Annotated in this window: 22 protein-coding genes; 13 read left to right on the top strand and 9 right to left on the bottom strand. The window is 64.1% G+C overall.

Features of this window, described 5'->3' with window-relative positions; translation table 11 throughout:
- Window positions 1-76 precede the first annotated feature (76 nt).
- The 3 genes from gcvH (at window position 77) to F3089_RS02815 (ending at window position 3,892) form a co-directional block, all read left to right on the top strand.
- Window positions 77-469 carry a glycine cleavage system protein GcvH gene (gene gcvH / locus F3089_RS02825; RefSeq protein ID WP_095617070.1) on the top strand — a complete coding sequence of 131 codons (393 nt, stop codon included), beginning with the start codon at window positions 77-79 and terminating at the stop codon, window positions 467-469.
- Between the two features lie 15 nt (window positions 470-484).
- The gene (gene gcvP / locus F3089_RS02820) at window positions 485-3,361 is read left to right on the top strand and encodes an aminomethyl-transferring glycine dehydrogenase (RefSeq protein WP_151439352.1); all 2,877 of its coding nucleotides are present in this window, start codon (window positions 485-487) and stop codon (window positions 3,359-3,361) included.
- A 120-nt stretch (window positions 3,362-3,481) separates the two neighbouring features.
- Complete coding sequence (locus F3089_RS02815; protein WP_151439351.1) at window positions 3,482-3,892, top strand: hypothetical protein; 411 nt, start codon at window positions 3,482-3,484, stop codon at window positions 3,890-3,892.
- Between the two features lie 59 nt (window positions 3,893-3,951).
- Here the strand turns inward: F3089_RS02815 and msrA are convergent, their stop codons facing one another.
- The 4 genes from msrA to F3089_RS02795 all read right to left on the bottom strand — a co-directional run bounded on the left by msrA (window position 3,952) and on the right by F3089_RS02795 (window position 8,464).
- Window positions 3,952-4,590, bottom strand: coding sequence for a peptide-methionine (S)-S-oxide reductase MsrA (msrA, locus tag F3089_RS02810; protein WP_151439350.1), 639 nt, complete (start codon window positions 4,588-4,590; stop codon window positions 3,952-3,954).
- Between the two features lie 132 nt (window positions 4,591-4,722).
- Window positions 4,723-6,318: an isocitrate lyase gene (locus F3089_RS02805; protein ID WP_151439349.1), complete on the bottom strand. Its 1,596-nt coding sequence runs from the start codon at window positions 6,316-6,318 to the stop codon at window positions 4,723-4,725.
- A gap of 123 nt (window positions 6,319-6,441) precedes the next feature.
- Entirely contained in the window at window positions 6,442-7,482 is a 1,041-nt protein-coding gene (locus F3089_RS02800) for a class I SAM-dependent methyltransferase (protein WP_151439348.1), read from the bottom strand.
- Window positions 7,472-8,464, bottom strand: a complete 993-nt coding sequence (locus tag F3089_RS02795) for a TonB family protein (RefSeq protein WP_151439347.1) — start codon at window positions 8,462-8,464, stop codon at window positions 7,472-7,474. The genes F3089_RS02800 and F3089_RS02795 overlap by 11 nt, the downstream gene beginning before the upstream one ends.
- A 210-nt stretch (window positions 8,465-8,674) precedes the next feature.
- Between F3089_RS02795 and F3089_RS02790 the strand changes: the two genes are divergently transcribed.
- On the top strand, window positions 8,675-9,466 hold the full coding sequence (locus F3089_RS02790) for a pseudouridine synthase (protein WP_151439346.1): 792 nt from the start codon (window positions 8,675-8,677) through the stop codon (window positions 9,464-9,466).
- Here the strand turns inward: F3089_RS02790 and F3089_RS02785 are convergent.
- From F3089_RS02785 to F3089_RS02770, 4 genes are read right to left on the bottom strand one after another with little or no spacing between them, the layout of a single operon-like run.
- Window positions 9,449-10,549 carry a tRNA-queuosine alpha-mannosyltransferase domain-containing protein gene (locus F3089_RS02785; RefSeq protein WP_151439345.1) on the bottom strand — a complete coding sequence of 367 codons (1,101 nt, stop codon included), beginning with the start codon at window positions 10,547-10,549 and terminating at the stop codon, window positions 9,449-9,451. The genes F3089_RS02790 and F3089_RS02785 overlap by 18 nt on opposite strands.
- The gene (locus tag F3089_RS02780) at window positions 10,539-11,792 is read right to left on the bottom strand and encodes a D-amino acid dehydrogenase (protein ID WP_151439344.1); all 1,254 of its coding nucleotides are present in this window, start codon (window positions 11,790-11,792) and stop codon (window positions 10,539-10,541) included. The genes F3089_RS02785 and F3089_RS02780 overlap by 11 nt, the downstream gene beginning before the upstream one ends.
- 6 nt (window positions 11,793-11,798) lie before the next feature.
- The gene (locus tag F3089_RS02775) at window positions 11,799-12,497 is read right to left on the bottom strand and encodes a hypothetical protein (RefSeq protein ID WP_151439343.1); all 699 of its coding nucleotides are present in this window, start codon (window positions 12,495-12,497) and stop codon (window positions 11,799-11,801) included.
- A complete protein-coding gene (locus tag F3089_RS02770; RefSeq protein WP_151439342.1) occupies window positions 12,487-13,404 on the bottom strand; it encodes a LysR family transcriptional regulator in 918 nt (305 codons plus the stop codon). The genes F3089_RS02775 and F3089_RS02770 overlap by 11 nt, the downstream gene beginning before the upstream one ends.
- Window positions 13,405-13,530: 126 nt before the next feature.
- On the opposite strand from F3089_RS02770, the gene F3089_RS02765 reads away from it, so the two are divergent.
- Both F3089_RS02765 and F3089_RS02760 read left to right on the top strand, forming a co-directional pair.
- Window positions 13,531-14,307 (top strand): ferredoxin--NADP reductase, encoded by a 777-nt coding sequence (locus F3089_RS02765; RefSeq protein WP_151439341.1) that lies wholly within the window; start codon window positions 13,531-13,533, stop codon window positions 14,305-14,307.
- A gap of 72 nt (window positions 14,308-14,379) precedes the next feature.
- Window positions 14,380-14,691 carry a hypothetical protein gene (locus F3089_RS02760; RefSeq protein ID WP_151439340.1) on the top strand — a complete coding sequence of 104 codons (312 nt, stop codon included), beginning with the start codon at window positions 14,380-14,382 and terminating at the stop codon, window positions 14,689-14,691.
- On the opposite strand, the gene F3089_RS02755 is transcribed toward F3089_RS02760, so the two are convergent.
- Window positions 14,685-16,217 carry a methyl-accepting chemotaxis protein gene (locus tag F3089_RS02755; protein ID WP_151439339.1) on the bottom strand — a complete coding sequence of 511 codons (1,533 nt, stop codon included), beginning with the start codon at window positions 16,215-16,217 and terminating at the stop codon, window positions 14,685-14,687. The genes F3089_RS02760 and F3089_RS02755 overlap by 7 nt on opposite strands.
- Before the next feature lie 293 nt (window positions 16,218-16,510).
- Between F3089_RS02755 and F3089_RS02750 the strand changes: the two genes are divergently transcribed.
- The 7 genes from F3089_RS02750 to lexA all read left to right on the top strand — a co-directional run bounded on the left by F3089_RS02750 (window position 16,511) and on the right by lexA (window position 24,261).
- Entirely contained in the window at window positions 16,511-17,581 is a 1,071-nt protein-coding gene (locus F3089_RS02750; protein WP_160898870.1) for a DUF2156 domain-containing protein, read from the top strand.
- 69 nt (window positions 17,582-17,650) lie between these two features.
- Window positions 17,651-18,298 (top strand): translesion DNA synthesis-associated protein ImuA, encoded by a 648-nt coding sequence (gene imuA, locus F3089_RS02745; protein ID WP_151439337.1) that lies wholly within the window; start codon window positions 17,651-17,653, stop codon window positions 18,296-18,298.
- A gap of 4 nt (window positions 18,299-18,302) precedes the next feature.
- Complete coding sequence (locus tag F3089_RS02740) at window positions 18,303-19,706, top strand: Y-family DNA polymerase (protein ID WP_151439336.1); 1,404 nt, start codon at window positions 18,303-18,305, stop codon at window positions 19,704-19,706.
- Window positions 19,703-22,780: an error-prone DNA polymerase gene (locus tag F3089_RS02735; protein ID WP_151439335.1), complete on the top strand. Its 3,078-nt coding sequence runs from the start codon at window positions 19,703-19,705 to the stop codon at window positions 22,778-22,780. The genes F3089_RS02740 and F3089_RS02735 overlap by 4 nt, the downstream gene beginning before the upstream one ends.
- Before the next feature lie 22 nt (window positions 22,781-22,802).
- Complete coding sequence (locus F3089_RS02730; protein WP_151439334.1) at window positions 22,803-23,297, top strand: DUF6231 family protein; 495 nt, start codon at window positions 22,803-22,805, stop codon at window positions 23,295-23,297.
- Window positions 23,298-23,309: 12 nt separating this feature from the next.
- On the top strand, window positions 23,310-23,582 hold the full coding sequence (gene yccX, locus F3089_RS02725) for an acylphosphatase (protein WP_151439333.1): 273 nt from the start codon (window positions 23,310-23,312) through the stop codon (window positions 23,580-23,582).
- A gap of 70 nt (window positions 23,583-23,652) precedes the next feature.
- On the top strand, window positions 23,653-24,261 hold the full coding sequence (gene lexA, locus F3089_RS02720) for a transcriptional repressor LexA (RefSeq protein WP_095617090.1): 609 nt from the start codon (window positions 23,653-23,655) through the stop codon (window positions 24,259-24,261).
- Window positions 24,262-24,281 lie beyond the last annotated feature (20 nt).

Below are 24,281 nucleotides of genomic sequence, written 5' to 3'. Positions count from 1 at the left end.
TTTGTGGGAAAATCCGTTGTTAATCTAACACAGACAACACCACAACCACATGACCCTGCAGCAGGAGGACGGAGCGATGACAGCGACGCCCGAGGAACTTCTCTACACCCCCAGCCACGAATGGATCCGTGACAACGGCGACGGCACCGTAACCATGGGCATCACCGACCACGCCCAGGACCAGCTCGGCGACGTTGTCTTCGTGGAGCTTCCCGAAGCCGACCAGAGCTTTGCCAAGGGCGATGAGCTGGCGGTTGTGGAATCCGTGAAGTCCGCCTCCGACATCTATTCCCCGATCAGTGGCACCGTCCAGAGCGTGAATGAGGCACTCGAGGACGCCCCCGAGACCGTGAACGAGCACTGCTACGGGGACGGCTGGATGGTACGCATCAAGCTGGACAACCCGGACGAACTCTCTGAACTCCTGTCGGCTGAGCGCTATCAGGAGCTCGTTGCCGACGAAGCCTGACCCAGGAGGTAGCCCATGAATGCGAAGTCTTCCCTGGCCAATGCGACACTGGCCCAGATGAACGACCGGCCCTTCAGCGACCGGCACATCGGCCCCAACGCCGATGATCAGTCGGCCATGCTGGCCACCCTGGGGCTGTCATCCGTGATTGAGCTGGTGGACCAGATCATTCCGGGATCCATCCGTATGCCAGGGGAACTGGCCCTGGACCCCGGCCGCGCGGAACACGAAGCGCTGGCCGAACTGCGCGGCATGGCCCAGCGCAACCAGGTGTTCCGTTCCTACATCGGTCAGGGCTATTACCCGACTCGCATTCCCTCGGTCATCAAGCGCAACGTACTGGAGAATCCAGCCTGGTATACAGCCTACACGCCCTACCAGCCGGAAATCTCCCAGGGTCGCATGGAGTCCCTGGTCAACTTCCAGCAGATGGTGATGGACCTCACTGGCCTGGATCTGGCCAATGCCTCGCTGCTCGACGAAGCCACCGCCGCAGCGGAAGCCATGGCGCTGTGCCGGCGAGCCAACCGCAAGAGCAAGAGTAACGTGTTCTTTGCGGCAGAGGAGCTCCATCCGCAGACCCTGGATGTGCTGCGCACGCGGGCTGACTACATGGGCATTGACCTGGTGATCGCCCCCGCGGAATCGGTCGGTGACCATGAAGCCTTCGGGGCGGCATTCCAGTACCCCGCCACTGACGGCAGCATCCCGGACCTTGAGAAGCTGGTCAAAGCCGCCGGGGATCAGGGCGCCATGACCGCCGTGGCCTCGGACCTGCTGGCACTGATGATGCTGCGCTCCCCCGGTGAGCTGGGCGCCGACATGGTCTTCGGCTCCGCCCAGCGCTTTGGCGTACCCATGGGCTACGGCGGCCCGCACGCGGCCTTCTTTGCCACCCGTGACAACCTCAAGCGCCAGGTTCCGGGCCGCATCATCGGAGTCTCGAAGGACAACCGTGACCAGCCGGCTTTCCGCATGGCCATGCAGACCCGCGAGCAGCACATCCGCCGCGAGAAGGCAACCTCCAACATCTGTACCGCCCAGGCACTGCTTGCGAACCTGGCAGCCTTTTACGCCGTCTACCACGGGCCGGAAGGCCTGCGGAACCAGGCTGAGCGTGTGCACCGCCTCACCGCCATCCTTGCGGAAGGCCTGCGCGCCGGCGGCGTGGAGGCCCAGGAGCGCTACTTCGACACCCTGAGCTTCCATGCCGATGAGGGCGTTCACAACCGGGCCCATGCCGAGGGCTGCAATCTGCGGGCCCTGAGCGATGGTCGCACCGGCATCAGCCTGGACGAGACCACCACTGAAGAGGATGTGGAGCGTCTGCTGCGTATCGTGCTGGGTGACAGTCACGGCCAGTCGGTCGCGGCCTTGGATGAGGCCATTACCCAGGGTGGCGAAACCGGCATCACCGATGCCATGCGCCGGCGTGATGCCGTCCTTACCCACCCGGTATTCAACCGGTATCACAGCGAGACCGAACTGCTGCGCTACATCCGGCGCCTTGAGAACCGGGATTTCTCCCTGGTGCACGGCATGATCCCGCTGGGCTCCTGTACCATGAAGCTCAACGCGGCCGCGCAGATGGAGCCGATCAGCTGGCCCGAATTCGCGGAGATCCATCCGTTCGCCCCGCGGGAACAGACCCAGGGCTACCAGCAGCTCCTGAAAGAGCTGGATGAGCAGCTGCGGGAAATCACCGGCTACGACGCCTTCTCCCTGCAGCCCAACTCCGGGGCCCAGGGCGAGTACGCTGGCCTTCTGGCCATCCGCCGCTACCAGGAAGCAAAGGGTGAAACGCACCGTAATGTCTGCCTGATTCCGGCCTCGGCGCACGGTACCAACCCGGCCTCCGCCGCCATGATGGGCATGAAGGTGGTCATCGTGGACTGCGACGATGAAGGCAACGTGGATCTGGAGGACCTGCGCGCGAAGGCGGAGAAGGCCGGAGACCATCTCTCCGCCTGCATGATCACCTATCCCTCCACCCACGGGGTGTACGAGGAAGGCGCGCCGGAGATCTGCCGCATCGTGCACGAGCATGGCGGCCAGGTTTACATGGACGGCGCCAACCTCAACGCCCAGGTGGGCCTGGTGCAGCCGACGCTGGTGGGCTCCGACGTATCCCACCTGAACCTGCACAAGACCTTCGCCATCCCGCACGGCGGTGGTGGCCCGGGCATGGGGCCCATTGGTGTCCGCGAACACCTGGCGCCCTACCTGCCCGGCCATAATGAAAGCGGCGTCGCTGAAGGCGCGGTAGCGTCCACACCCTTTGGCTCGGCGGGCATCCTGCCGATCACCTGGATGTACAACCGCCTGCTTGGCCGCGATGGCCTGCGCCACAGCACGGAAGTCGCCATCCTGGGCGCCAACTACATCGCCAACAGCCTCAAGAACGACTACGACGTGCTCTACAAGGGGCGTCATGACCGCGTGGCGCATGAGTGCATCCTGGACCTGCGCCCGCTCAAGGAATGGTCCGGTATCACCGAGGAAGACGTGGCCAAGCGCCTGATGGACTACGGCTTCCACGCCCCGACCATGTCCTTCCCCGTTCCGGGAACGCTCATGATCGAGCCAACGGAATCCGAATCCATCGAGGAGCTGGACCGGTTCATCGAGGCGATGAAGGGCATCCGCAAGGAGATTGACCGGGTAGCCAATGGCGAATGGCCGGCGGACAACAACCCACTGGTCAAGGCCCCCCACACACAGAGCGATCTGGTGGATGAGTGGGACCGCCCCTACAGCCGTGATCTGGCGGTATTCCCGTCCCAGGCGGTGCGTGACGGCAAGTTCTGGCCGACGGTTAACCGCGTGGATAACGTCTACGGTGACCGGAACCTGATCTGCAGCTGCCCCAGCCCGGAGGCCTATCGGGACTAGAGTTTTTACTCGGATTAGGGTGATTATTCTAATTTTTCACCCTAATCTGGGGTCAGAACTCAAGGGCAGCAATGGAGGTAACCCATGGCTGAGAAGTCCGCAGACAGGCAGAGTAAAACCATGAGCGATCTGACACGCAGGATTCAGGAACAGGCCAGCCAGCAATGGCAGAAGGCTAACGAGGAACTGCAGCGTGTGCTCAGGGATCTCGGAGCGCGGGATTCAGAAAATGAGTCCTTCCAGGAAATGGTGCGGGATATCCGTGAGAAAAACCCTTCCTTCCGGGACTTCATGTTCAGCCTGGACGCCGCCACCTACGACACACGCAAGCGCCTGTCGTGGAACGCGCATATGACGTCCGCCTACCTCATGAACCGGGTGGAAGTCTCCTACACCCATGATCTCAAGCCCCTGGTGGCCAACTACCGCCAGCAGGCGGGCGAGCGGCTCACGGCCCTGAAGCAGCAGCTGCGCAGCATGCGCGAGCGCTTCCAGTCTGCGGCTTCTGACAGCGCTGCCACGCAGAAGTAACCCCCTGCCTGACACACACAGGCATACCCCTCCTCCCCGTGCCCTGGCGCACGGGGTTTTTATGCGTAACGCACGCCCGTGCCCGCGAGCCCGCAGTAACCACCAGGGTTCTTGTGCAGATACTGCTGGTGCCAGTCCTCCGCGTAATAGAAGGTCACGCCCTGCGCCAGTTCGGTGGTGATACGCCCCTGTCTGGCGGCATCCAGCGCCTTCTGATAAGCCTCCATGGAGGCCTGCCCAATCCCAAGGCTCTGCTCATCCGGAAGATAGAGCGCGGAACGGTACTGTGTTCCCACATCATTGCCCTGGCGCATCCCCTGGGTGGGATCATGGGACTCCCAGAACACCTGCAGGAGCCCCTCCAGCGACACCACCTCCGGGTCATAGATAACGCGGACCGCCTCCGTATGGCCCGTGCGCGCCGTACACACCTCCTCATAGGTGGGGTTGGGGGTGTAACCGCCAGCATAGCCCACCGCCGTTGTATACACGCCCTCCAGCTGCCAGAAGCACTGCTCCGCGCCCCAGAAACAGCCCATGCCCACAACCAGTTCCCGGCAGTGATCCGGGAATGGCGGGATCAGGGGAGTTCCCAGCACCGCGTGGCGGTTGCTGACCGGCATTTCCGAGGAGCGCCCCGGCAGCGCCTCTTCCGGCGTTACCATCCGCATCTTTTCCCTGCTGAACAGGTGCCACATCTCCGGACCTCCCAGAATTCAGTAATACCCCAAGAATAACGGACAGCTGCCCACAAAAAACCCCCTGCCGGAATCCGACAGGGGGTTCTGTATCGGCGCGGCCCTGTGGGGCCGCAAACACCGGAACCGGTTTTAGAACTGGTTCATGGTGTTGTCTTTACCACCGGCCTTCAGGGCTGCTTCGCCCGCGAAGTATTCCTTGTGGTCGTCACCGATGTTGGAGCCGGCCATGTCCTGGTGCTTGACGCACGCCAGACCCTTGCGGATCTCCTGGCGCTGGACGTCGCGCACGTAAGCCAGCATGCCTTCCTCACCGAAGTAGCCCTTGGCCAGGTTGTCCGTGGACAGGGCCGCGGTGTGGTAGGTCGGCAGTGTGATGAGGTGATGGAAGATGCCGGCGTGCTTGGAACCATCCTTCTGGAAGTTCTGGGTCCAGCGGTCGGCTTCCGCAGCAAGTTCGGAATCGTCGTACTTGCTGTTCATCAGGTCGGAGCGGTCGTACTGGGACACGTCCTTGCCTTCTTCCTTCCAGGCGTCGAACACCTGCTGACGGAAGTTCAGGGTCCAGTTGAAGGACGGGCTGTTGTTGTAGACCAGCTTGGCGTCCGGAACCTCTTCCTTGATGCGGTTGACCATGCCCGCGATCTGGCCGACGTGCGGCTTCTCGGTCTCGATCCACAGCAGGTCCGCGCCGTTCTTCAGGCTGGTGATGCAGTCCAGAACCACGCGGTCCTCGCCAGTGCCTTCCTGGAATTCGTACAGGCCGTTGGGCAGACGCATCGGCTTGTGCAGCTCGCCCTTCTTCTTGATGACCATGTCGCCTTCCTGAACATCCTCGGCGGACTTGACCGGCTCGGTCTTCAGGAAACCGGTGTAGGTAGCCGCCAGATCACCCGGCTCCTGGGAGACCGGAATCTTGTGGGTCAGGCCAGCGCCCAGGGAGTCGGTACGCGCAACGATGACACCGTCTTCAACACCCAGCTCGAGGAACGCATAGCGAACCGCGTTGATCTTGGCGATGAAGTCCTCGTGGGGGCAGGTTACCTTGCCGGCCTGGTGACCGCACTGCTTTGCGTCGGAGACCTGGTTCTCGATCTGGATGGCGCAGGCGCCTGCCTCGATCATCTTCTTGGACAGCAGGTAGGTCGCTTCCTCGTTACCGAAACCGGCGTCGATGTCGGCGATGATCGGCACAACGTGGGTCTCGAAGTTGTCGATCCTGTCGATCAGCTCCTGGACCTTCTTGTCATCACCGGCTTCACGGGCTTCATCAAGCTCGTGGAACAGATGGTTGAGTTCGCGCGCGTCCGCCTGCTTGAGGAAGGTGTAGAGCTCTTCGATCAGGCTCGGTACCGCAGTTTTCTCATGCATGGACTGGTCCGGCAGCGGGCCGAACTCGGAACGCATGGCGGCGACCATCCAGCCTGAGAGATACAGGTAGCTGCGCTTGGTGGTGCCATGGTGGCGCTTGACGGCCATCATCTTCTGCTGGCCGATGAACCCGTGCCAGCAACCCAGGGACTGGGTGTACTTGCTGTGGTCCTTGTCGTACTCGGCCATGTCCTCACGCATGATCCGTGCGGTGTAGCGCGCGATGTCCAGGCCGGTCTGGAACCGGTTCTGGGCGCGCATGCGGGCCACATACTCAGGCGTAATGTGGTCCCATTTGCCGCCCTGCGACTTGCGCAGTGCAGCTGCTTCTTCAATGTCCTTCATGTAGTTCGACATGATTCACCTATGCTTCGGGAGTGGAACAACACGATTGGTCGGCGCCTCCCCTGTGGCGAGGAGTCGTGCCTCGAGCGCTGGCGTATTCTATCCGGATTCATACCATAATTAAAATCAATGCAATCAATTCCCGACATTCTTTCCATGAATGTTACGCCGTGCTGAATAGACCCGGTACCGGCCATCGTCTGACAGGCTCCGAACCGGGCCTATGGAGCGGATCATCGGCTCCTGGTAGGGCAGAAAGGCATTGGCAACCAGCCTGAGTTCAGCGCCCGGCTGCAGGAAATCCGGCAATGCCCGGAACCATTGGTTGATCGGATCCAGGTTCTTCTTCTGACCCTGATGGAAGGGCGGATTGCTGAAAACGCTGGCATAACGGCCTGTGACGCCAGCGAAACCGTCAGACGCGACAATCGTCACTCCCTGCGCTCCCTCGAAGAACGCACGGGCACAGTTCAGGGCCTGCCAGTGCACGTCGGCCAGTGTGACCGCGAGCTCCGGCCACTGGTGGCGCAGCCAGGCGGCAATCACGCCGTTGCCGCAGGCCAGATCCAGCACCGGCTCGGCTGGTTTCTCCGTTACCGTTGCCAGCAGCTGGCGGGTGCCCTCATCCAGCCGCCCCTCACTGAACAGACCGGGAAGGCTGTAGAGTTCAAGATCGGCGCCCGGGGCCACCACGGTGACCGGTTCCAGCCAGTCCCAGACACGGAAAGGCGCTGCCGGGGTCTCCAGCGTCGCACACCAGAGCTGGCAGTGCCGGGCACTGTCGATCCGGAAGGCACCGGGGAAACGCTCCCGGAACTGACGGCTGCCACGTGCAATGCCTTCACGTTTCGCCCCCACCAGCCACAGCTCGCCACCAGCGGCCAGCCGGGCGGCCGCCCAGGCCATGCGCATCTCCAGCTCCGAGCGCGCCTTGGGCATCAGGATCACGATGGTGTCAAACGCATCCGGTGTCTCCGGATCGTCATAGCCGAAGAGCCTGCCTCCGTCAGCCCCGCCACCGTGCCCGTGAACACCGTAATGGGTGGTCAGCGCGTGCAGCCGGCATCCCTGCCAGTAGGGCATGGGGCCATCATGGCCGACAAGGCAGACCCGCTCCCCCAGCCGGTCCAGTGAGCGTTCCAGAATGCTGAGCGCCGGGCTGGCTTCAGTCATCATTGTTCAAGGGTTCTCCCGAATAGGTGAATCGCAGGTTCTGGTAATAGCGGCGCACAATGGCGGGCGAATCCGGCACACGATACCGCCCCACGGACCGCACCGCACGCAGTGCGCTCTCATCCAGGCCGCTATGGCCGCTGGGCAGATGGACGCGGGAGGTCTCAAGATAGCCCTGGGCGTCCACGGAGAAACGGATCTCACCCCGGTGACGCGCATCCGCGCCTTCGGGCTGTTCCCACCGGGCCATGATCTGGCGCTTCATCCGGGCCAGATACTCATTGGCCATACGGATGCGGCGCTCCTCAATCTCGCTGACCATAGACTCGCCGCGGATGGCGTCCATCTCTCCCTCATCCAGTGCTTCCATGCCGGTATCGGTGCCGATTTCCGGCCCCTTCCCGGACTCCGGCGCTGTCTCCGGTTCCTCTGTTTCCCGCCCCAGGGACATGCTGGCACTGTCCGGATCCGGCTCGTTCCGGGCTTCCCCCTGGGTGGCCGCATCCGGGCTGGGCGCCCCACTCTCCGGCTCCGGCTGCTCGCCCTCCCCCTCCTGGCTGTCTTCCGTGGATTCCGGACGGCTGGGCGTCTCGGAGGTTTCGGGGCTGGGCGCATCCCCTGCCGCCCGGGGATCTTCCGGCGCGGCGGCCGGTTCCTCCTCGGCCTCGGGCGCATCCATACTGGTGCCATCCAGGTCCGTCACCTCATCCGTATCCCGGGGCATATGCTGTTCGTCCGGTTCCGGCTCTTTTTCAGGCTCCGGTTCCGGCTCAGGCGGTTCCGGGGGCTCGGATTCCTCCGGCTCCTGCTCTGGCTCGGGCTCCGGTTGTGGAAAGGCAACGCGTATATCCCGCTGCAGGGGGTCCACCTCCGGCATGCGGGGCAGAATGGGAGGGAGAAGGCTGACAACCAGCAGGTGCAGTGCCAGGCTGAGCCCGAGAACAAGCCACCAGAGCCGGCGGGGCATGGACGTCCTGTTTCCCATGGTACCCCCGTTCAGCAGGCGGCGGTGGCGACGGATCCCCAGCCGGGGTAAGGACCCGGGTTCCGGCCGGCACACCCGCCTGTGGTATCCTCTCCGCCCTTCAGAAGCCGGCCCGGGTTCGCAGCGCGATGGCTGGCTCCACCCGTGGCGGGGCCCACAAGCTGCGGTACGGGCCGATTGATGTCAGTGATTGTGCGGGAGCCCTGATCCATGGCAACGATGATAACCGGAGAGCATCAGGAGCGCGAACCACTCCGCATCCTTTACCAGGATGAACATCTGGTGGCGATGCACAAACCCTCCGGCATGCTGGTGCATCCCACAAAGGTGGATCGCCACGAACAGCGCATCGCCCTGCCCCTGCTGCGCGATCAGATCGGCCAGTATCTCTACCCGGTCCACCGGCTGGACAAACCCACCTCGGGGGTTCTGGTGTTCGCGCTGGACCCGGACACAGCCCGCGAACTGGCCAATACGTTCCAGGCCCACCGGGTCCGCAAGGACTACCTGGCGGTCGTGCGCGGCTGGCCACCGCTCGGCGGCATCATCGACCAGCCCCTGGCCCCGCGCGACCCGGACAGCCGCAAGCGCAAACGCCGCAAGGCCCCACAGTCGGCCATGACCCTGTACCACCGCCTGTCCTGCACTTCGATCCCGATCTCCGTGGACGGACGCTATACCCATACCCGCTACAGTCTGGTACGCCTGCGCCCGGTCACCGGGCGTCGGCACCAGCTCCGGCGTCACCTCAAGAGCCGCAACCACCCCCTGATCGGGGACGTGAACTACGGCAAGGGCATACATAACCGCTTTTTCCGGGAGCAGTACGGACTCAACCGCCTTATGCTGTGCGCGGTGAGCCTGTCCTTCGAGCATCCGGTGACAGGCGAACCGCTTCAGATCCAGACCGCGCCGGATGGGGATTTCACGGGCGTGGCTGAGGCCGTGGGCCTATCCCTGGGAGAATGGACCGGGGCAGGCGCCTCACCCTCCAAGCAGTGACTCGAACAGCTGCCGGTATTCCGGGATGACACGGGTCCGGCGGTAGCGTTCCGGCATCAGGGTCTCCGGCCCGGGCCGCGGTTCCGCCAGGACAGCCATAAGCCGCTCCGCCGCCGCCTGCCCTTCCAGTTCGGGTGCCTCCCTGGAAGGGTAACGGAAATCCGCCGGCACATACTCCGGATAGGCAAGACGGTCCGGGACAATGGGCACGCAGCCGGCCGCCATGGCTTCCTGCACCGCCAGCCCCTGGAAGTCATGCAGCGCGGTGGAAAGCACCATGTCCGCCTCCTCCAGAAGCCGATCGTAGGCCTCCCGGCTTTCCATGTAGCCCAGGTTGACCAGTTCCCCGGCGAATTCCTCCCGGATGTGCGCGAACGCCTCCGGCGCCTGACGGAACCCTTCACCCACCAGGCTCAGACGAAAGGGTTGTCCACGCCCTCGCAGGGCCCGCAGCAACGCGAGGAGCCGTTCCGGGCCCTTGTCGTATTCCCAGCGGTGATTCCAAAGGAGATGGGGGACCGCGGACCAGTCCCGCTGCAGTGCCGTGAACCGCTCATCGGGGATCGGCACAGGCACCACCCGCGAACGCGCCTCGATGGTGGCCACGGCGGTTTCCGGCTTGCGGTCCGGCATGCGCCTGAGCAGCTCCCGAGCCCCTTCCAGAAAACTCCTCCGGTTCCATTCGCTGTTGAACAGTACCTGGTCGGCCGCAAGAGCCGTGTACAGATTCACCACCTTCGGCTCGTTACTGGCCACCCGCTCATGTTGCTCCGGGTAGGCAAACTGGTTCTCGTGGAAATAAACCACGGTGGGCGCGGCTGCAATACCCCGGTTAAGGCCGCGGACCACGGCCAGGTCCACCATGCTGGTCGCGAGCACCAGATCCGGTGCCTGCTGCAATTCCGGCGCGTCGTACCAACTCAGGGGGTTACCCCGGATCCGCCACCGGAAATGACGCGCCGGCAGCGCGAGGGCCTGCCAGTGGTAGTCCGGCAACCCCCGCCCCAGCCGTTCCCGCCAGAGCCGATGACTGGCCGCCTCATAGGCGGAGAGGCACAGCACCCGGGAGCGTTCAGCGCCCATGGTAATCCAGATCCAACGGGCCCATTTCTCCGGCAATCCGTTCGCTCAGAAGCGCTGCCGACCCACAGGCGTTGGTCCACCCCAGTGTTCCATGGCCGGTATTCAGGTAGAGCCCCGGCCAGGGGGTTGCACCCACAAAAGGCACACTCGAAGGCGTCGCAGGCCGCAACCCCGCCCAGAAACGGGCCTGATCCCAGTGCCCTGCCTTGGGAAAGCAGTGCGCCAACCGGTCCAGGATCTGGCGGCAGCGTGCCGGATCAATGTCCTGGCGCCAGCCGTCAATCTCCGCCATGCCCGCCACGCGCAGCTCATCCCCCAGACGGGAATAGACCAGCTTGTATTCATCATCGATCAGGCTGACGGTGTAGGCCTGTTCCGGATCCCGCACCGGTACCGTCACGGAATAGCCACGCGCCGGATATACCGGCAGGTTGATGCCCTGGGGCCGCAGCAGGGGCGCCGAGAAGCTGCCCAAAGCGACCACCACGGCATCCGCCTCCAGGTGGGTAAAGGCCCCGGCCTGATTCAGCCGGACCCGCCGCACCGCCCCACCCTCGGTTTCAAGCCCCATCACCCGGCTGTTGAACAGGAATCGCACGCCTGCCGCACCTGCCATCCCAGCCAGCTGGCGGGTGAAAACATGGGCATCACCGGATTCATCACCGGGCGTCCAGGTGGCACCTCTCAGCTCCGGCTGCAGCGTGCCGAGGGCGGGCTCCCTCGCCACTGCGTCAGCAACGTCAATCACATCGCGCTCGCAACCCAGGGCCCGCATACGGGCGGCAGGGCCATGGGCGGCCGCATAGACGTCCGGGTCGGTGTAGAAATGAAGGATGCCTTCCCGGCGCTGGTGGTACTCGATCCCGGTGCGTTCGCGCAGTTCCGAAAGGCATTGCCGGCTGTACAGGCCGAGCCGCACGACGGTCTCGAGATTCCGTGCATAGCGGCGACTGCGGCATTCGCTGAGAAAACGCAGCCCCCAGGCCCACTGGTGGGGATCCAGACGCGGCCGGAAGCGCAGGGGCGCATCAGAGCGGAACAGCCAGCGCAGGAGCTGGGCAGGGGCGCCCGGGCTGGCCCAGGGCTCGGCGTGGGACACCGAGACCTGGCCGCCGTTAGCGAAGCTCGTCTCTTCGCCCGGGCCACCCCGGCGTTCCACCACGGTCACATCATACCCGGCCTCACGCAGGTACCAGGCTGTGGTGGTGCCGATCACACCGGCACCCAGGACCGCCACATGCATCCGCCGCTACTCCAGATTGAGGGTGCGCGGCAGTGTAACCGCCAGGCCTGCCCGCCACCAGAGCACGGCCACACCAATGCCGTGGATGTTGAGCAGCACAATCAGGATCCAGTCAAAGGCATACTTGATGCTGTCGTAATCAACCGCCGGAATGGACTGAAGGATCAGCGTCAGGATCGCGATGCCCAGAGTAACGCCACTCAGCGCCAGCAACCGGGCGCCGCCACGCTGCAGCAACGGATAGCGCGAACGCCACAGTACACTGCCCAGCAGGATCTGGACGATGCCCGTCACGCCCACGTAGCCCGCTGTGCCGATGCGCCGTGCCAGCGCGAAAGCATCTCCGGCATGGCCCAGGCTCAGCACATAGGGCAACAGGAAGGCCGCTGCCAGCGCTCCGAGCCAGCCCACGGCCTTACCACGCGGGTACCCCAGCGCCTGCAGCCAGCGGTGATTGATGGCCCAGAACAGGACCTGGAGCGTAATCGCCGGAATCATGACGCCCTTGAAAATGAAATAGGCCAGGCCGTTGCGCCCGGTGGCGCTGATGGAAGTACAGGCATCCCAGTACGGAACACACCAGGGCACATAGCCATTCCACGCGGACAGCAGATAGGTGGTGTGGAACGTCAGTATCGGCAGCAATGCGGTGACGAATCCCAGCCAGGCGAGCCGGATTTCCCGGTTCTTCAGTTCATGCGCCATCGGCCGCCTCCATGGTGCCATTGAGTCCGGTGGTTTCACGGCACAGTTTCAGCCACTGATCCACGCCGGCGCTGCGATACTTCTGGCGATGCAGGATGAAATAGAACGAGCGGGCCAGATCCCGGTGAGGCACGGGAAGCGGGATCAGGTCTCCACGGTCGAAGGCATCCCTCAGGGCCACCTCGGACAGGCAGCCCACGCCCATACCGGTACCCACGGCGCGCTTGATGGCCTCGGTGTGCTGCAGTTCCAGCAGCACGTTGAGATCCGGCAGCAGCCCGTGCATGGCCCGATCAAAGGTCTGGCGCGTTCCGGAGCCGCCCTCGCGCAGGATCCAGGTGGCTGCCAGAAGGTCTTCGTCGGTCAGCGCCTCACACCCGGCCATCGGGTGGTCCGGGGCGCAGAACACCGTCAGCCGATCGCCACGCCAGGGGATTACCTCCAGCTCCGGAGAATGGATTTCTCCCTCAATAAGGCCCACATCCAGTTCAAAATCGGCCACCTTGCGCCCGATGGTGCGGGTGTTGGCGATCTCCAGCGAGACATTCGCGCCCTCGTTTTCGCTCATGAATCGTGCCATAATCGGCACCGCCATATAGTTGCCGATGGTCAGTGTGGCACCCACCTTGACGTGCCCCACCTCGGCATGACGCGCCAGCGCATGTTCCAGCTCGTGGGCTTCATCAAGCAGCGCGGCGACTCTCGGGCGCACCAGCCGGCCCAGCTCATTGAGCTGCAGGCGCTTGCCCATGCGGTCGAAAAGCTGAACGCTGAACTGGTTCTCGAGATCACGCAGCGCACCGCTGGCAGCGGACTGGGACATGGCCAGCTCATCGGCCGCGCGGGTTATGTTTTCATTACGGGCCGTGGCAAGGAACACCTCAAGCTGGCGCAGCGTGTACTTCATAATCGATTGTTCCGATAGAACATAGCCTGATAATCCATTCAACCAATACATACGTTAAACACTGGGTATCGTCCAGGCAACTGCCTGCGCCCACTCACCCGGTGAGCCATCAGCGAGGTAGCATTCATGGGCAAACACAATGTGGAGAAAGTACTGGACGTTCACCACTGGACGGACGAACTCTTCAGCTTCCGCACAACCCGTGATCCGGCATTCCGGTTCAAGAACGGCCAGTTCACCATGATCGGCCTGCAGCTGGAGGACGGCAAGCCGCTGATGCGGGCCTACAGCATGGCCAGCGCCAACCATGAGGACACCCTTGAGTTCTTCAGCATCAAGGTCCAGGACGGCCCCCTGACCTCACGCCTGCAGCACCTGGAGGTGGGCGATGAGGTGCTGGTCGGCCAGAAGCCCACGGGCACTCTCATCGGCGGCAACCTCCTGCCCGGGCGCAACCTCTACCTGATCGGCACCGGCACTGGCCTGGCACCCTTCCTGAGCATCATCAAGGACCCGGAGATCTACGAGCAGTTCCAGAACGTCATCCTGGTCCACGGGGTGCGTTACGTGGATGAGCTCGCCTACCACGAAGCCATCACCAGCGAACTGCCGCAGCATGAGTACCTGGGCGACATGATCCGGGACCAGCTGACCTACTACCCCACGGTCACGCGTGAAAATTTCGAGAACCAGGGCCGCGTTACGGACCTGATCGAAAGCGGCGAGCTGACGAAGAACCTGGGCATGCCCGACCTGAGCCTGGAAGAGGACCGCTTCATGATCTGCGGTAGCCCGGGCCTGCTCAAGGACATGGTGCGCATCCTCACCGAGCGCGGCTTCCAGGAGGCCAAGCAGGGCCACCAGGGCCATTTCGTGATTGAACGCGCCTTCGTGGAACAGTGATGCGATAATGATGGCAGCGCCGGCGGTTGTCGTTACACTGGTACTGACGGTGAGCGGCAGCCGGAGGCGCCCATGAACCCCGAAGAGTTCCTCAGAAAATACGGCATCGAGTCCTCGGACCAGGAGCGGGAGCATTCACTCCGCGAGAATTCCTGGGAACGGGCGGTGCGTCTCCATCAGCCGAACGCCGGTACGCCGCACGACTGGGAAGAGTGGGAACACGCCAGCGAACGCTATGGCGTGGAGGTGGAAACCGGCGAAGATGAAAGCGACCCCACCCGCCCCCATCACGAGGAAGCGGAGATGATCGATGACCGGCCCACTGTCATGGACTGGCTGATTACCCGCTGGCGTCGCCTGCGCAAGCGGGTACTGGGTCACTGAGTGCGGAAACGCCCCATGGTGGTACGCAGCTGATTCATCTGCGCCTGTATGGCGCGGGCCGCCTCAACCGTCTGACCCGCATCCGTGTCCGTCTGTTCGGCCACCTCTGAAACGGCCTCCATCCGCCGGCTGATGTCGTCCGACACCTGACTCTGCTGTTCCACGGCAGCCGCGATCTGATCGTTCATGCCCTGAATCTGGCTGATCGCTTCCATGACCCGGTGGATGGCCTCGGACGTTTGATTGACCGAGGCGACGCTCTCCCGGCTGGCACGGGCACTGGCCTCACTCTCGCTGACCAGGGTCTGGACCTGCTGCTGGAGCCGCTCAATGGTTTCCTGCACCTGGTTGGTGGAATCCTGGGTCCGCTGCGCCAGGTTGCGGACCTCATCCGCCACCACGGCGAAACCGCGGCCCGATTCACCGGCCCGAGCGGCCTCAATGGCCGCGTTCAACGCCAGCAGGTTGGTCTGATCGGCTATCTCCCGGATCATTCCGAGCACCTTACTCACATCCTGGGCGTCCTGCTCCAGGCTCTCCATGGTGCGTGCCGTCTCCGCGAACCGGGTATCCAGATGATCGATGCGCTGGCGCGCCTCGCGTGCCACGCTGTCCCCCTCGTTCGCGGAATCCGCCGCTTCATGGGCGTGGCTGGCCGCGCTCTGGGCATTACCGGAGACGTCCTGAATGGATGAAGCCATCTGATTGACTGCGGTCGCCGCCTCGCTGACATCTCGGCTCTGGCGGTCCGCCCCCTCGTGGGTCTTGGCCGTGACGTCCAGCACCTGCTGCAGGCTGTTTTCCGCCGTGGCCGTAGCCGCATCGATCTGGCGCAGCAGGTCGCCCACATGGGCAACCATCAGATTGTAGGCCTCCAGCATCTCACCCACTTCATTCTCGCGGATCTCGATGCTGAGAGTCTCCGAGAAATCCCCGTCAGCCACCTGGCGAAGTTTCTGTCGCAGCCGCTCCACCTGTTCCATGAAATGGAAATTGCCATAGATGCGACCGATCGCCAGCATGCCGACCATCATCACCAGCAGCGCCATGCCTGCCATGGCCGCCTGGCGACGAGCGCTCTGATCAGCCTTCCTGAGTGCCGTCACGCCCTCCACGAGCGCATTCCGCACCCTGTCCGAAGCCTGCAGGAGAGCTTGTGCTTCCGGAGCGGAGCCACCACCAGCCTGCTCGACCAGGCGTCGGTAATCCTGCCATGGGGCACCCAGCGCACTGAATGCCGCCCGGTCCCCGGTCAGTGACCCCAGGGTGCGTTCCAGCTCATCCAACTGATCCCCGGCGCCAGCACCATCGGAAACCCGTTCGTTAACCGCAGCAAGCTGCTTCTGCGCCGTCACTGCAGTGGCAATGGCATCGGGCTCCGGAACAAGATTGCGCCAGAGACTCGCCGCCAGCCCCGCCAGCAGCACAAAAATCAGGATGAAGGAAACAAGAAACTGGGCGTTAAAGGTTCTCAGACCGACAAGGGCCATCATCCGGAAAACCAGGTTGGCGACCCACTCCCGCATAGACTGCTCCACGAATACCGTCTGAATGGAACCGGTTCCGGGATCCTCAATGGAGGACCGGAAAAATCAAAAAAGAAACCTCTACCGAATATTGTAGAACAATCAAATGTCCTTCAATTTCAGCTTCTTAGAGGCATTTTGTGAGACCGGTCATGGATCCCGACTCCAGCTTAAGGCCTGGATCACAATTTGATCATCAGCCCCTTCTTAACCCTCACGATAGCCGCTCATGATGAGTCTGGACAGACTGTTCTTTATACCGCAACCAGGGATCAGTGGCGATGACAATTCTCATGAAACAGCAATTCCTGGGCGACTGGCGTGAAGGGTTGAGCGCCGCGCAGTGTCGCCCGCTGATCCAGCACTACGGGCGGCAGTCCAGCGCCTACTTCAACCTCCAGTCCGACGTGCGCCGCTTCGGGGACCCACGACTCGGGTTTGTCGCCTATGCGCCCGTCAACACCCTGCTCGGGCGCGTCAACATCGTTTTTGCCAACCCCGTCTGCGCGCCTTCCATTCAGTCCCTGCTTCTTAGGCAGTGCCTGGAACAGGTGCCGGGCCAGTTTCTGTTCAGCGGCATCGACGACAGTGTGACCGGCGACCTCCAGGCACTGGGGTTCACCATCAATGCCATGGGTACGGAATTCCGGGTACGCATCCCGGCGTTCGACACAGTGGGGCGCGACAAGAAGCAGCTCCGCCACGCCGGCAATCTGGGCAGGCGCTGTCAGCTGCGCGTGCGGGAACAGCAGGCCCGCGAGGTGGACACCCGGCAGATGGAACGCATCTCCCGGCACTGGCGCCAGCACAAGCGGGTGCGCAGCCACGAGCTCCGGCTGCTCACGCGGCCGCCGGTATTCAGTGACGAATGGGGGGTACGCCGTTTCTACGCCTACGACAGGGACGACCGGCTGCTTGGTTACGTCTTCTTTGATCCCTTCTTTGAGAACGGTAGCGTCGTTGGATACACCGCCAACATCCTGCGCCAGGACATGGAGCAGAGCCCCAGCGGCCTTCTCGATTTCATCATCCTGGAGGCCATGGAATGCTTCCACCGGGAAGGTATCGAATACCTGTCCCTTGGGATATCCCCCCTGCACAACATCGAGGCCATCCCCGGTGACAATCCCCTGATACGGCATGTGGCCCAGTTTCTATACCGCCACGGCAACCGCCTCTATGCCTTCCGGTCGCTGGCCTACCACAAGACCCGGTATCGCGGTGAGGAGACCCGTTGGTACCTGGCCAGCCGCGAGACCAGCACCCCCAAGGTGGCCTGGAGCCTGCTGCGCGGCACCGGGATCCTGGGAAGCCCGGATTACGTCCAGCCCTCAGGGGATTCATCGGTTCCTGTCCCGGGCTGATCCACACCACCCATTGCCGGGCATCGCCACAGCCCCTATACTGTATATATAAACAGTTCTGAGGTGGCGATGTCCGTTCATCCCCGCACACAGCTTGAACAGGATCCCCGCCTGTGGCGGGCCAGCCAGCAGAAATCCGGCCACTCCCGGGGGGTTGCCAGCGGTTTTGAAGCCCTCGACCAGCTGCTGGCCACCAGCGGCTGGCCACAGGGAGCTCTGATCGAATGCCACAGCGCCCTCAACGGCATTGGCGAGCTGCAGCTGTTTGCCCATGCCATGCGCCAGTGTGTCCGCAACGAAACAGCCCTGTTCTGGGTGGACCCACCCCATGCGCCCTACCCGCCGGCTCTGGAAGGCATGGGGCTGCCCCCGGAGCACTGCTTCCTGGTGCGCACTGGCAGCCGTTCGGATCACCTCTGGGCCCTGGAGCAGCTCCTGGGCAACAATGCGGTGGGTATGGTGATGGGGTGGAGCCGGCGGCGTGATCCTGCCGCACTCCGACGACTGCAGCTGGCTCTGGAAGAACGCCGCACCCTGGGCGTCCTGATCACTCCGGAAACAGGCGCCAGCCAGGCCTCGCCCGCCCCCATGCGCCTGAGCCTTGAAGCGGTGCCCGGGGCAAACCAGCTGCGGGTGACACTGCTGCGCCAGCGCGGCGGTCAGGCAGGAAGCCGAACCCTGACACTGCCTCCCGTCATCCCCCGTCAGACGGTGTGACCCAGTGCTGTGGCTGTATCTCCATCTGCCCTCGCTGTTGCTGGATCACCACCAGAGCCACGATGCGCCGGTGGCACTGAGCACAGGCTCGCCCCCGGTGATCCAGCAGCCGGACGAACAGGCCCGGCAGACGGGTGTCCGGGCAGGCCAGTCCATGGCCACAGCCCGTGCTCTGTGCCCGCAACTCGCCCTGGTCCCCTTCAGCGACGCCCGCCAGGCGGAACTGCTGGAGCAGCTGGCAACGGCACTCTACCAGCTGGCCTCCCCACTGGCCCTGTGGCCTCCGGATGGCCTTCTGATCCGTGCCGACCGGCTGCGCCACCTCTACCCGCAACCCGAGGATCTGGCGACAGTACTTACGCAGTACCTGTCACAGCATGGACTGAACGGCCACATGGCCACCGGCACCAGTCCGCGCATGGCCCGGCTTCTGGCTCGCCACGGCAGCGCTGTATGCACGGATGATCCGGAAACCATGCACCATGCCCTGCGTCGCCTGCCGGTCACGGCCACGGACTGGCCTGCCAGGGTCCGCCAGCGACTGACCCGAATGGGCCTGCAGCACCTGGAGGATCTGCTCGCGTGCTGCCCCGCGGAGCTGACCACCCGCCTGGGACCGGAACTGTACGACGACCTGCAGCGGATACTCGGGCGATCCGGCGATCCCGTTCAGGAGTTCCACCCCCGGGCAGCGTTCCATCAGAGCCTGACGCTGACCCGGGAAACCCGGAGCACCGACCATCTGAAAGCCCCTCTGTCGCATCTTCTGGAAGCCCTCGAGACCTTTCTGCGCCAGCGCCAGTGCCGCTGTGACCGGGTCAGCCTCACCCTTCACCATCCCGACCGGGCACCCACCTCCCTGGCACTGGAAACCAGCCAGGGAGAGACCAGGGCAGAGGCCTTCCTGGAGCTGGCCCTGCTGCGACTGGCCGCGACCTGCCTGCCCGACGACGTAAACGCCCTGTCACTGGCAACAGAACGCACGGTTGCCCTTGATGCCACCGAAAGCCACGACCTGTTCGACAGCGGTGAAAGCCGGCAGCAAGCCCGTGAAACCCTGCTGTACCGGCTGCGGGCCCGGCTGGGGCGGGACAGCATCCAGTCCCCTGGCCGGACCCCGGACCCGCGTCCGGAGCGCTGTGCCCACTGGCAGCCCGCCCGGCAACGGGGCACCAGCACACCCCCGCGTTCAGGGCCGGCACGCCCCTTCTGGCTCCAGCAGCCACCACAGCCGCTGCAGCGCCCCCCGATCCGCTGGCTCAACGGCCCCGAGCGCATCCAGGGCGGCTGGTGGGATGGCGACTATGTACGCCGCGACTACTACATCGCCCTGCTGGACAACGGCCAGCGCGCCTGGCTGTTCCGCAACCGACAGGATCAGTGGTTTATTCACGGATGGTTCGGATGACAGAGGATTACGCCGAACTCCACTGCCTCAGCAATTTCAGCTTCCTGCGCGGCGCCTCGCATCCGGAGGAGCTGGTCGAGGAGGCCGACCGTCTGGGGTATCAGGCCCTGGCGCTGACCGATGAATGCTCCCTGGCTGGCGTCGTTCGGGCCCATGCCAGGGCACGCTCGCTGGAACTGACCCTCCTGGTCGGCAGTACGTTCAGGCTTCAGGACCTGCCCGGCACCCTGGTTCTGATCGCCCCGGACCGCCAGGGCTACGCCGCGCTCAGTCAACTCATCACCCGGGGGCGCCGGCGCAGCGACAAGGGCCATTACCAGCTCTGGTCCGAGGATCTGGCGCTGTGCCAGAAGCAGTGCCTGGCTCTGTGGCGCCCCGGTTTCAGCCAGTCGGATGCGGAGCACGGCCAACAGCTCATGGCGATGTTCCCCGGCCTGCGGCTGATGGCCGAACGGCCTCTGGCCCAGAACGACCGTCAGCGCCTGCGCTGGCTGAAACAGCTCTCGGCCCGCCTCGGGTGTGCAGTGGTGGCCACAGGCCATGTCCTGATGCACCGGCGAGGGCGCAAGCCCCTACAGGACCTGGTCACCGCCATCCGCCTGGGCCGCCCCCTGACGGAGGCCGCCGACCAGCTCCAGGGCAATGCCGAAGCCTACCTGCGCCCACGCGAGCGACTGGCGCGCCTGTTCCCCCCTGCCTGGATCCGTGAAACCCTGAATCTGGTTCAGGAGTGTCGTTTCGGTCTGGACGAACTGCGCTACGAATACCCCGGCGAGCTCGTTCCCGAGGGCCATACGCCCACCACCTGGCTGCGGGAACTGGTTGAACAGGGCCGTCACTGGCGCTTCCCGGACGGCGTTCCGGATACCATTGACCGCCAGCTCAGCCATGAGCTTGAGCTGATCGAGTCACTGGCCTACGAGCCTTTCTTCCTGACCATCCATGACATCGTCCGGTTCGCCCGCGAGCGCGGCATTCTCTGCCAGGGGCGGGGCTCGGCCGCCAACTCTGTGGTCTGCTACTGCCTGGGCATCACCGAGGTGGACCCCCGGCAGATCAACCTGCTGCTGGAGCGCTTCATCTCGAAGGAGCGCGGCGAGCCCCCGGACATTGACGTGGACTTCGAGCACGAGCGCCGCGAGGAGGTCATCCAGTACATCTACCGCAAGTACGGGCGCGAACGCGCCGCCCTGGCCGCTACCGTCATCTGCTACCGCCCGCGCAGCGCCCTGCGCGATGCCGGCAAGGCCCTGGGGCTGGACCCGGTGCACATCGAACAGCTGGTCCAGGGCATCGACTGGCGCGACGGCGAGGATGACTGGGAGCAGCAGCTGCGCCGCAAGGGCCTGCTGGACGACCAGGGCCCGGCCCGTCACCTGCTGCCGCTGGCACGCGAACTCATCGGCTTCCCGCGCCACCTCTCCCAGCATGTGGGGGGATTCGTTATCGCCTCGGAACGGGTCGCCGATCTGGTCCCGGTGGAGAACGCCGCCATGGCCGGGCGCACCGTCATCCAATGGGACAAGGACGACCTGGAAGCCCTGGGCCTGCTCAAGGTGGACGTATTGTCCCTGGGCATGCTCACGGTTATCCGCAAGGCCCTGGCGATGGTGGGCGAGCGTGGCGGCCCGGCCAGCCTGGCCGACGTCCCGCCGGAATGCCCGGCGGTCTACCGCATGCTCCAGAGAGGGCACAGCATGGGTGTATTCCAGGTGGAATCCCGGGCCCAGATGAGTATGCTGCCGCGCCTGAAACCGGATAAGTATTACGACCTGGTGGTCGAGGTGGCCATTGTGCGCCCCGGCCCCATACAGGGGAACATGGTGCACCCCTACCTGCAGCGCCGGAATGCGCCGGACGACGTGCCCTACGCGGACGACCGCATCCGCGAGGTGCTCGAGCCCACTCTGGGGGTGCCCATCTTTCAGGAACAGGTCATCCGGCTCGCCATGGTGGCGGCCGGCTTCAGCGCCGGTGAGGCTGACCAGCTGCGCCGGGCCATGGCCGCCTGGAAGCGCCACGGCGATCTCTCCCGGTTCCGGGAAAAGCTCATAGATGGCATGAACAGTAACGGTTACAGCACTGAATTCGCAGAAAATCTATACCTCCAGATGAAAGGCTTCGGCGGTTATGGCTTCCCGGAATCCCACGCCGCCAGCTTCGCCCTGCTGGTCTATGTCAGCGCCTGGCTCAAGTGCCATCACCCGGCAGCTTTTCTATGCGCCCTGCTCAACAGCCAGCCCATGGGGTTCTACTCGCCGTCACAGCTGGTCCAGAACGCCCGGCGGGAAGGCGTCGAGGTGCGGCCCGTGGACATCAACCAGAGCCATGAGGCACACCGCCTGGAGGACGACGGCGACACCCCCGCCGTGCGTCTGGGCCTGAGGCTGATCGACAGCCTCGGGCGGGATGCCGCCCTGCATGTGGTTGAATGCCGCCCCTGTGGCGGTTACGCCAGCCTGCAGGACCTGCGGCGGCGTACGGGGCTCGCCAGCCCCGATCTGGAAGCCCTGGCCGCCAGCGGTGCCCTGCAGCCACTGAGCGACAACCGCCACCAGGCCCGCTGGGACCTGCTGGAACCGGATCATTCCCTGCCACTGGCGGGGGATGGAGGGCAGCCGCCGCGGGATTCCCGCTCCCGCATGCCTGCCCCCGATGAGGCCCAGCGGACGCTCGAGGACTGCACCAGTCTCGGGCTCACACTGGAACGCCATCCACTGGCCCAGCTGCGGGACCGGGGCCGACTCCGTCACTGCCTGCGGGCCGTGGATCTGGAGAACGCCGAAAGCAGCCGGCCCGTGGCTGTATCAGGACTTGTCACCGGCCGACAGCGCCCCGGTTCCGCCGCCGGCGTTACCTTCGTGACCCTTGAGGACGAGACCGGCAATATCAATGTGATCGTCTGGCGGGACACCGCCCGCTGTCAGCGCCGCCCCCTGCTCAACGCCCGGCTGTTGCAGGTCCGTGGCACCCTGGAGCGTCAGGAAGGGGTTATCCACGTGATCGCCGGGCGCCTGGATGACCTCAGCCATCTCATTGACAGGCTCAACGTCAGAAGCCGAGACTTCCAGTAATTCCCGACTCCGCGAGGCGCCCATGGCCACCGACGCCAACGGCTACAATCCCGAACAGGACCTGACCATGATCCTGGCGCATTACCAGCCCACGTCCGTCGTACACAGCGCCGGTCTGGCCGAACAGTGCCTGCAGGAATGGCCGGAGCGACCGGCAGAGGCCGAGTGCCTGCGTCTTCCCGCCGAAGACCCCAACAGTGCCTTTCCGCTACCAAGGCTGTTCGACCTGGCCCTGATCACCGACACACTGGAGGAACTGCCACAGCAGCAGGGCCAGAAGCTGCTCGGCCAGCTCCGGAACATGGGCGCTACCCGGATCGCTGTCTATGTCCGCGACGGCAGCCCCTGGCGATTCCAGGATTTCATCGGCATGGGGTTCACCCGCCTCTACCACTACACCGATCCCGTGAATGCCACACTGTTCGCCTATGATCTGGATACCTACAATTACGTGCGCGAGTGGAACAATCCGGAGAACTGGGCCAATCCAGAGATGTGGGACAAGGCCCGCTGGTAGGAGGACAACGCTATGGCAGAGACCTGTATCCTGGCCCGGGTGGAGGGCCGCGTTCAGGGCGTAAGTTTCCGTGACAACACCCGCGCCCAGGCGCAGCGGCTGGGCGTCACCGGCTACGCCCGCAACCAGCCCGACGGCAGTGTGGAAGTACTTGCCTGCGGCGGTGAGAACGCCGTCAACCAGCTGGTGGACTGGCTTCACCATGGCCCACCCGCCGCCTCAGTAAGCCGTGTTGAAACCCAACCCAGTGACGCCCAACCCCCGGGCACTTTCTCCATCGGTTGATCCCCTTTGACAGGGCCACGAAGACTGTATACATTGACAGTACCTGTACGGAAAAACAGTGGCCCTGACTATGAACCTGACGCCAAGACAGCAACAGATTCTCGACCTGATCCGCGAGCACGTGCATTCCACGGGCTACCCGCCCACGCGGGCTGAAATCGCCAGCACCCTGGGTTTCAAATCCGCCAACGCGGCGGAGGAACACCTCCGGGCCCTGGCCCGCAAGGGCGCCATCGAAATGGTCAAGGGCGCCAGCCGCGGCATCCGGCTCCCGGAAGTCGAGGAAAGCCCCGGCATCCCCATCGTCGGTCAGGTTGCCGCCGGCAACCCCATCCTCGCCGAGGAGAACATCGAGGATCATTGCACTCTGGAGCCTGGATTCTTCACCCCGGCAGCAGACTATTTCCTGCGGGTGCGCGGGACCAGCATGGAGAATGTGGGCATCCTCGACGGCGACCTGCTGGCCGTTCACCGCACCACGGACGTCCACAACGGCCAGATCGTGGTGGCACGGCTGGAGGATGAGGTCACCGTCAAGCGCTTCCGCCGGGAGGGCAGTACCGTCTGGCTCATTGCCGAGAATGATGAGTTCGACCCCATCCAGGTGGATCTGACTGACACACCACTGGATATCGAAGGGCTGGGCGTGGGCGTCATCCGCCGCGGTGATCTGCACTGACCCACCCCACAGAAGCTGAC

Origin of the sequence: Halospina sp. K52047b (genome assembly GCF_008709855.1) — a bacterium.
Lineage (GTDB): Bacteria > Pseudomonadota > Gammaproteobacteria > Pseudomonadales > Oleiphilaceae > Halospina > Halospina utahensis_B.
This window is presented reverse-complemented; position numbering and strand designations above follow the sequence as displayed.

Coding starts and splice junctions, on each gene's coding strand:
- F3089_RS02730 (WP_151439334.1), top strand. CDS start 22,803: ATGGCCACCGACGCCAACGGCTACAATCCCGAACAGGACCTGACCATG.
- F3089_RS02775 (WP_151439343.1), bottom strand. CDS start 12,497: ATGGCGCATGAACTGAAGAACCGGGAAATCCGGCTCGCCTGGCTGGGA.
- F3089_RS02770 (WP_151439342.1), bottom strand. CDS start 13,404: ATGAAGTACACGCTGCGCCAGCTTGAGGTGTTCCTTGCCACGGCCCGT.
- F3089_RS02795 (WP_151439347.1), bottom strand. CDS start 8,464: ATGGGAAACAGGACGTCCATGCCCCGCCGGCTCTGGTGGCTTGTTCTC.
- F3089_RS02785 (WP_151439345.1), bottom strand. CDS start 10,549: ATGGGCGCTGAACGCTCCCGGGTGCTGTGCCTCTCCGCCTATGAGGCG.
- gcvH (WP_095617070.1), top strand. CDS start 77: ATGACAGCGACGCCCGAGGAACTTCTCTACACCCCCAGCCACGAATGG.
- F3089_RS02780 (WP_151439344.1), bottom strand. CDS start 11,792: ATGCATGTGGCGGTCCTGGGTGCCGGTGTGATCGGCACCACCACAGCC.
- F3089_RS02735 (WP_151439335.1), top strand. CDS start 19,703: ATGACAGAGGATTACGCCGAACTCCACTGCCTCAGCAATTTCAGCTTC.
- lexA (WP_095617090.1), top strand. CDS start 23,653: ATGAACCTGACGCCAAGACAGCAACAGATTCTCGACCTGATCCGCGAG.
- F3089_RS02805 (WP_151439349.1), bottom strand. CDS start 6,318: ATGTCGAACTACATGAAGGACATTGAAGAAGCAGCTGCACTGCGCAAG.
- gcvP (WP_151439352.1), top strand. CDS start 485: ATGAATGCGAAGTCTTCCCTGGCCAATGCGACACTGGCCCAGATGAAC.
- F3089_RS02800 (WP_151439348.1), bottom strand. CDS start 7,482: ATGATGACTGAAGCCAGCCCGGCGCTCAGCATTCTGGAACGCTCACTG.
- F3089_RS02790 (WP_151439346.1), top strand. CDS start 8,675: ATGGCAACGATGATAACCGGAGAGCATCAGGAGCGCGAACCACTCCGC.
- F3089_RS02815 (WP_151439351.1), top strand. CDS start 3,482: ATGAGCGATCTGACACGCAGGATTCAGGAACAGGCCAGCCAGCAATGG.
- F3089_RS02760 (WP_151439340.1), top strand. CDS start 14,380: ATGAACCCCGAAGAGTTCCTCAGAAAATACGGCATCGAGTCCTCGGAC.
- F3089_RS02755 (WP_151439339.1), bottom strand. CDS start 16,217: ATGCGGGAGTGGGTCGCCAACCTGGTTTTCCGGATGATGGCCCTTGTC.
- F3089_RS02750 (WP_160898870.1), top strand. CDS start 16,511: ATGAAACAGCAATTCCTGGGCGACTGGCGTGAAGGGTTGAGCGCCGCG.
- F3089_RS02765 (WP_151439341.1), top strand. CDS start 13,531: ATGGGCAAACACAATGTGGAGAAAGTACTGGACGTTCACCACTGGACG.
- imuA (WP_151439337.1), top strand. CDS start 17,651: ATGTCCGTTCATCCCCGCACACAGCTTGAACAGGATCCCCGCCTGTGG.
- msrA (WP_151439350.1), bottom strand. CDS start 4,590: ATGTGGCACCTGTTCAGCAGGGAAAAGATGCGGATGGTAACGCCGGAA.
- yccX (WP_151439333.1), top strand. CDS start 23,310: ATGGCAGAGACCTGTATCCTGGCCCGGGTGGAGGGCCGCGTTCAGGGC.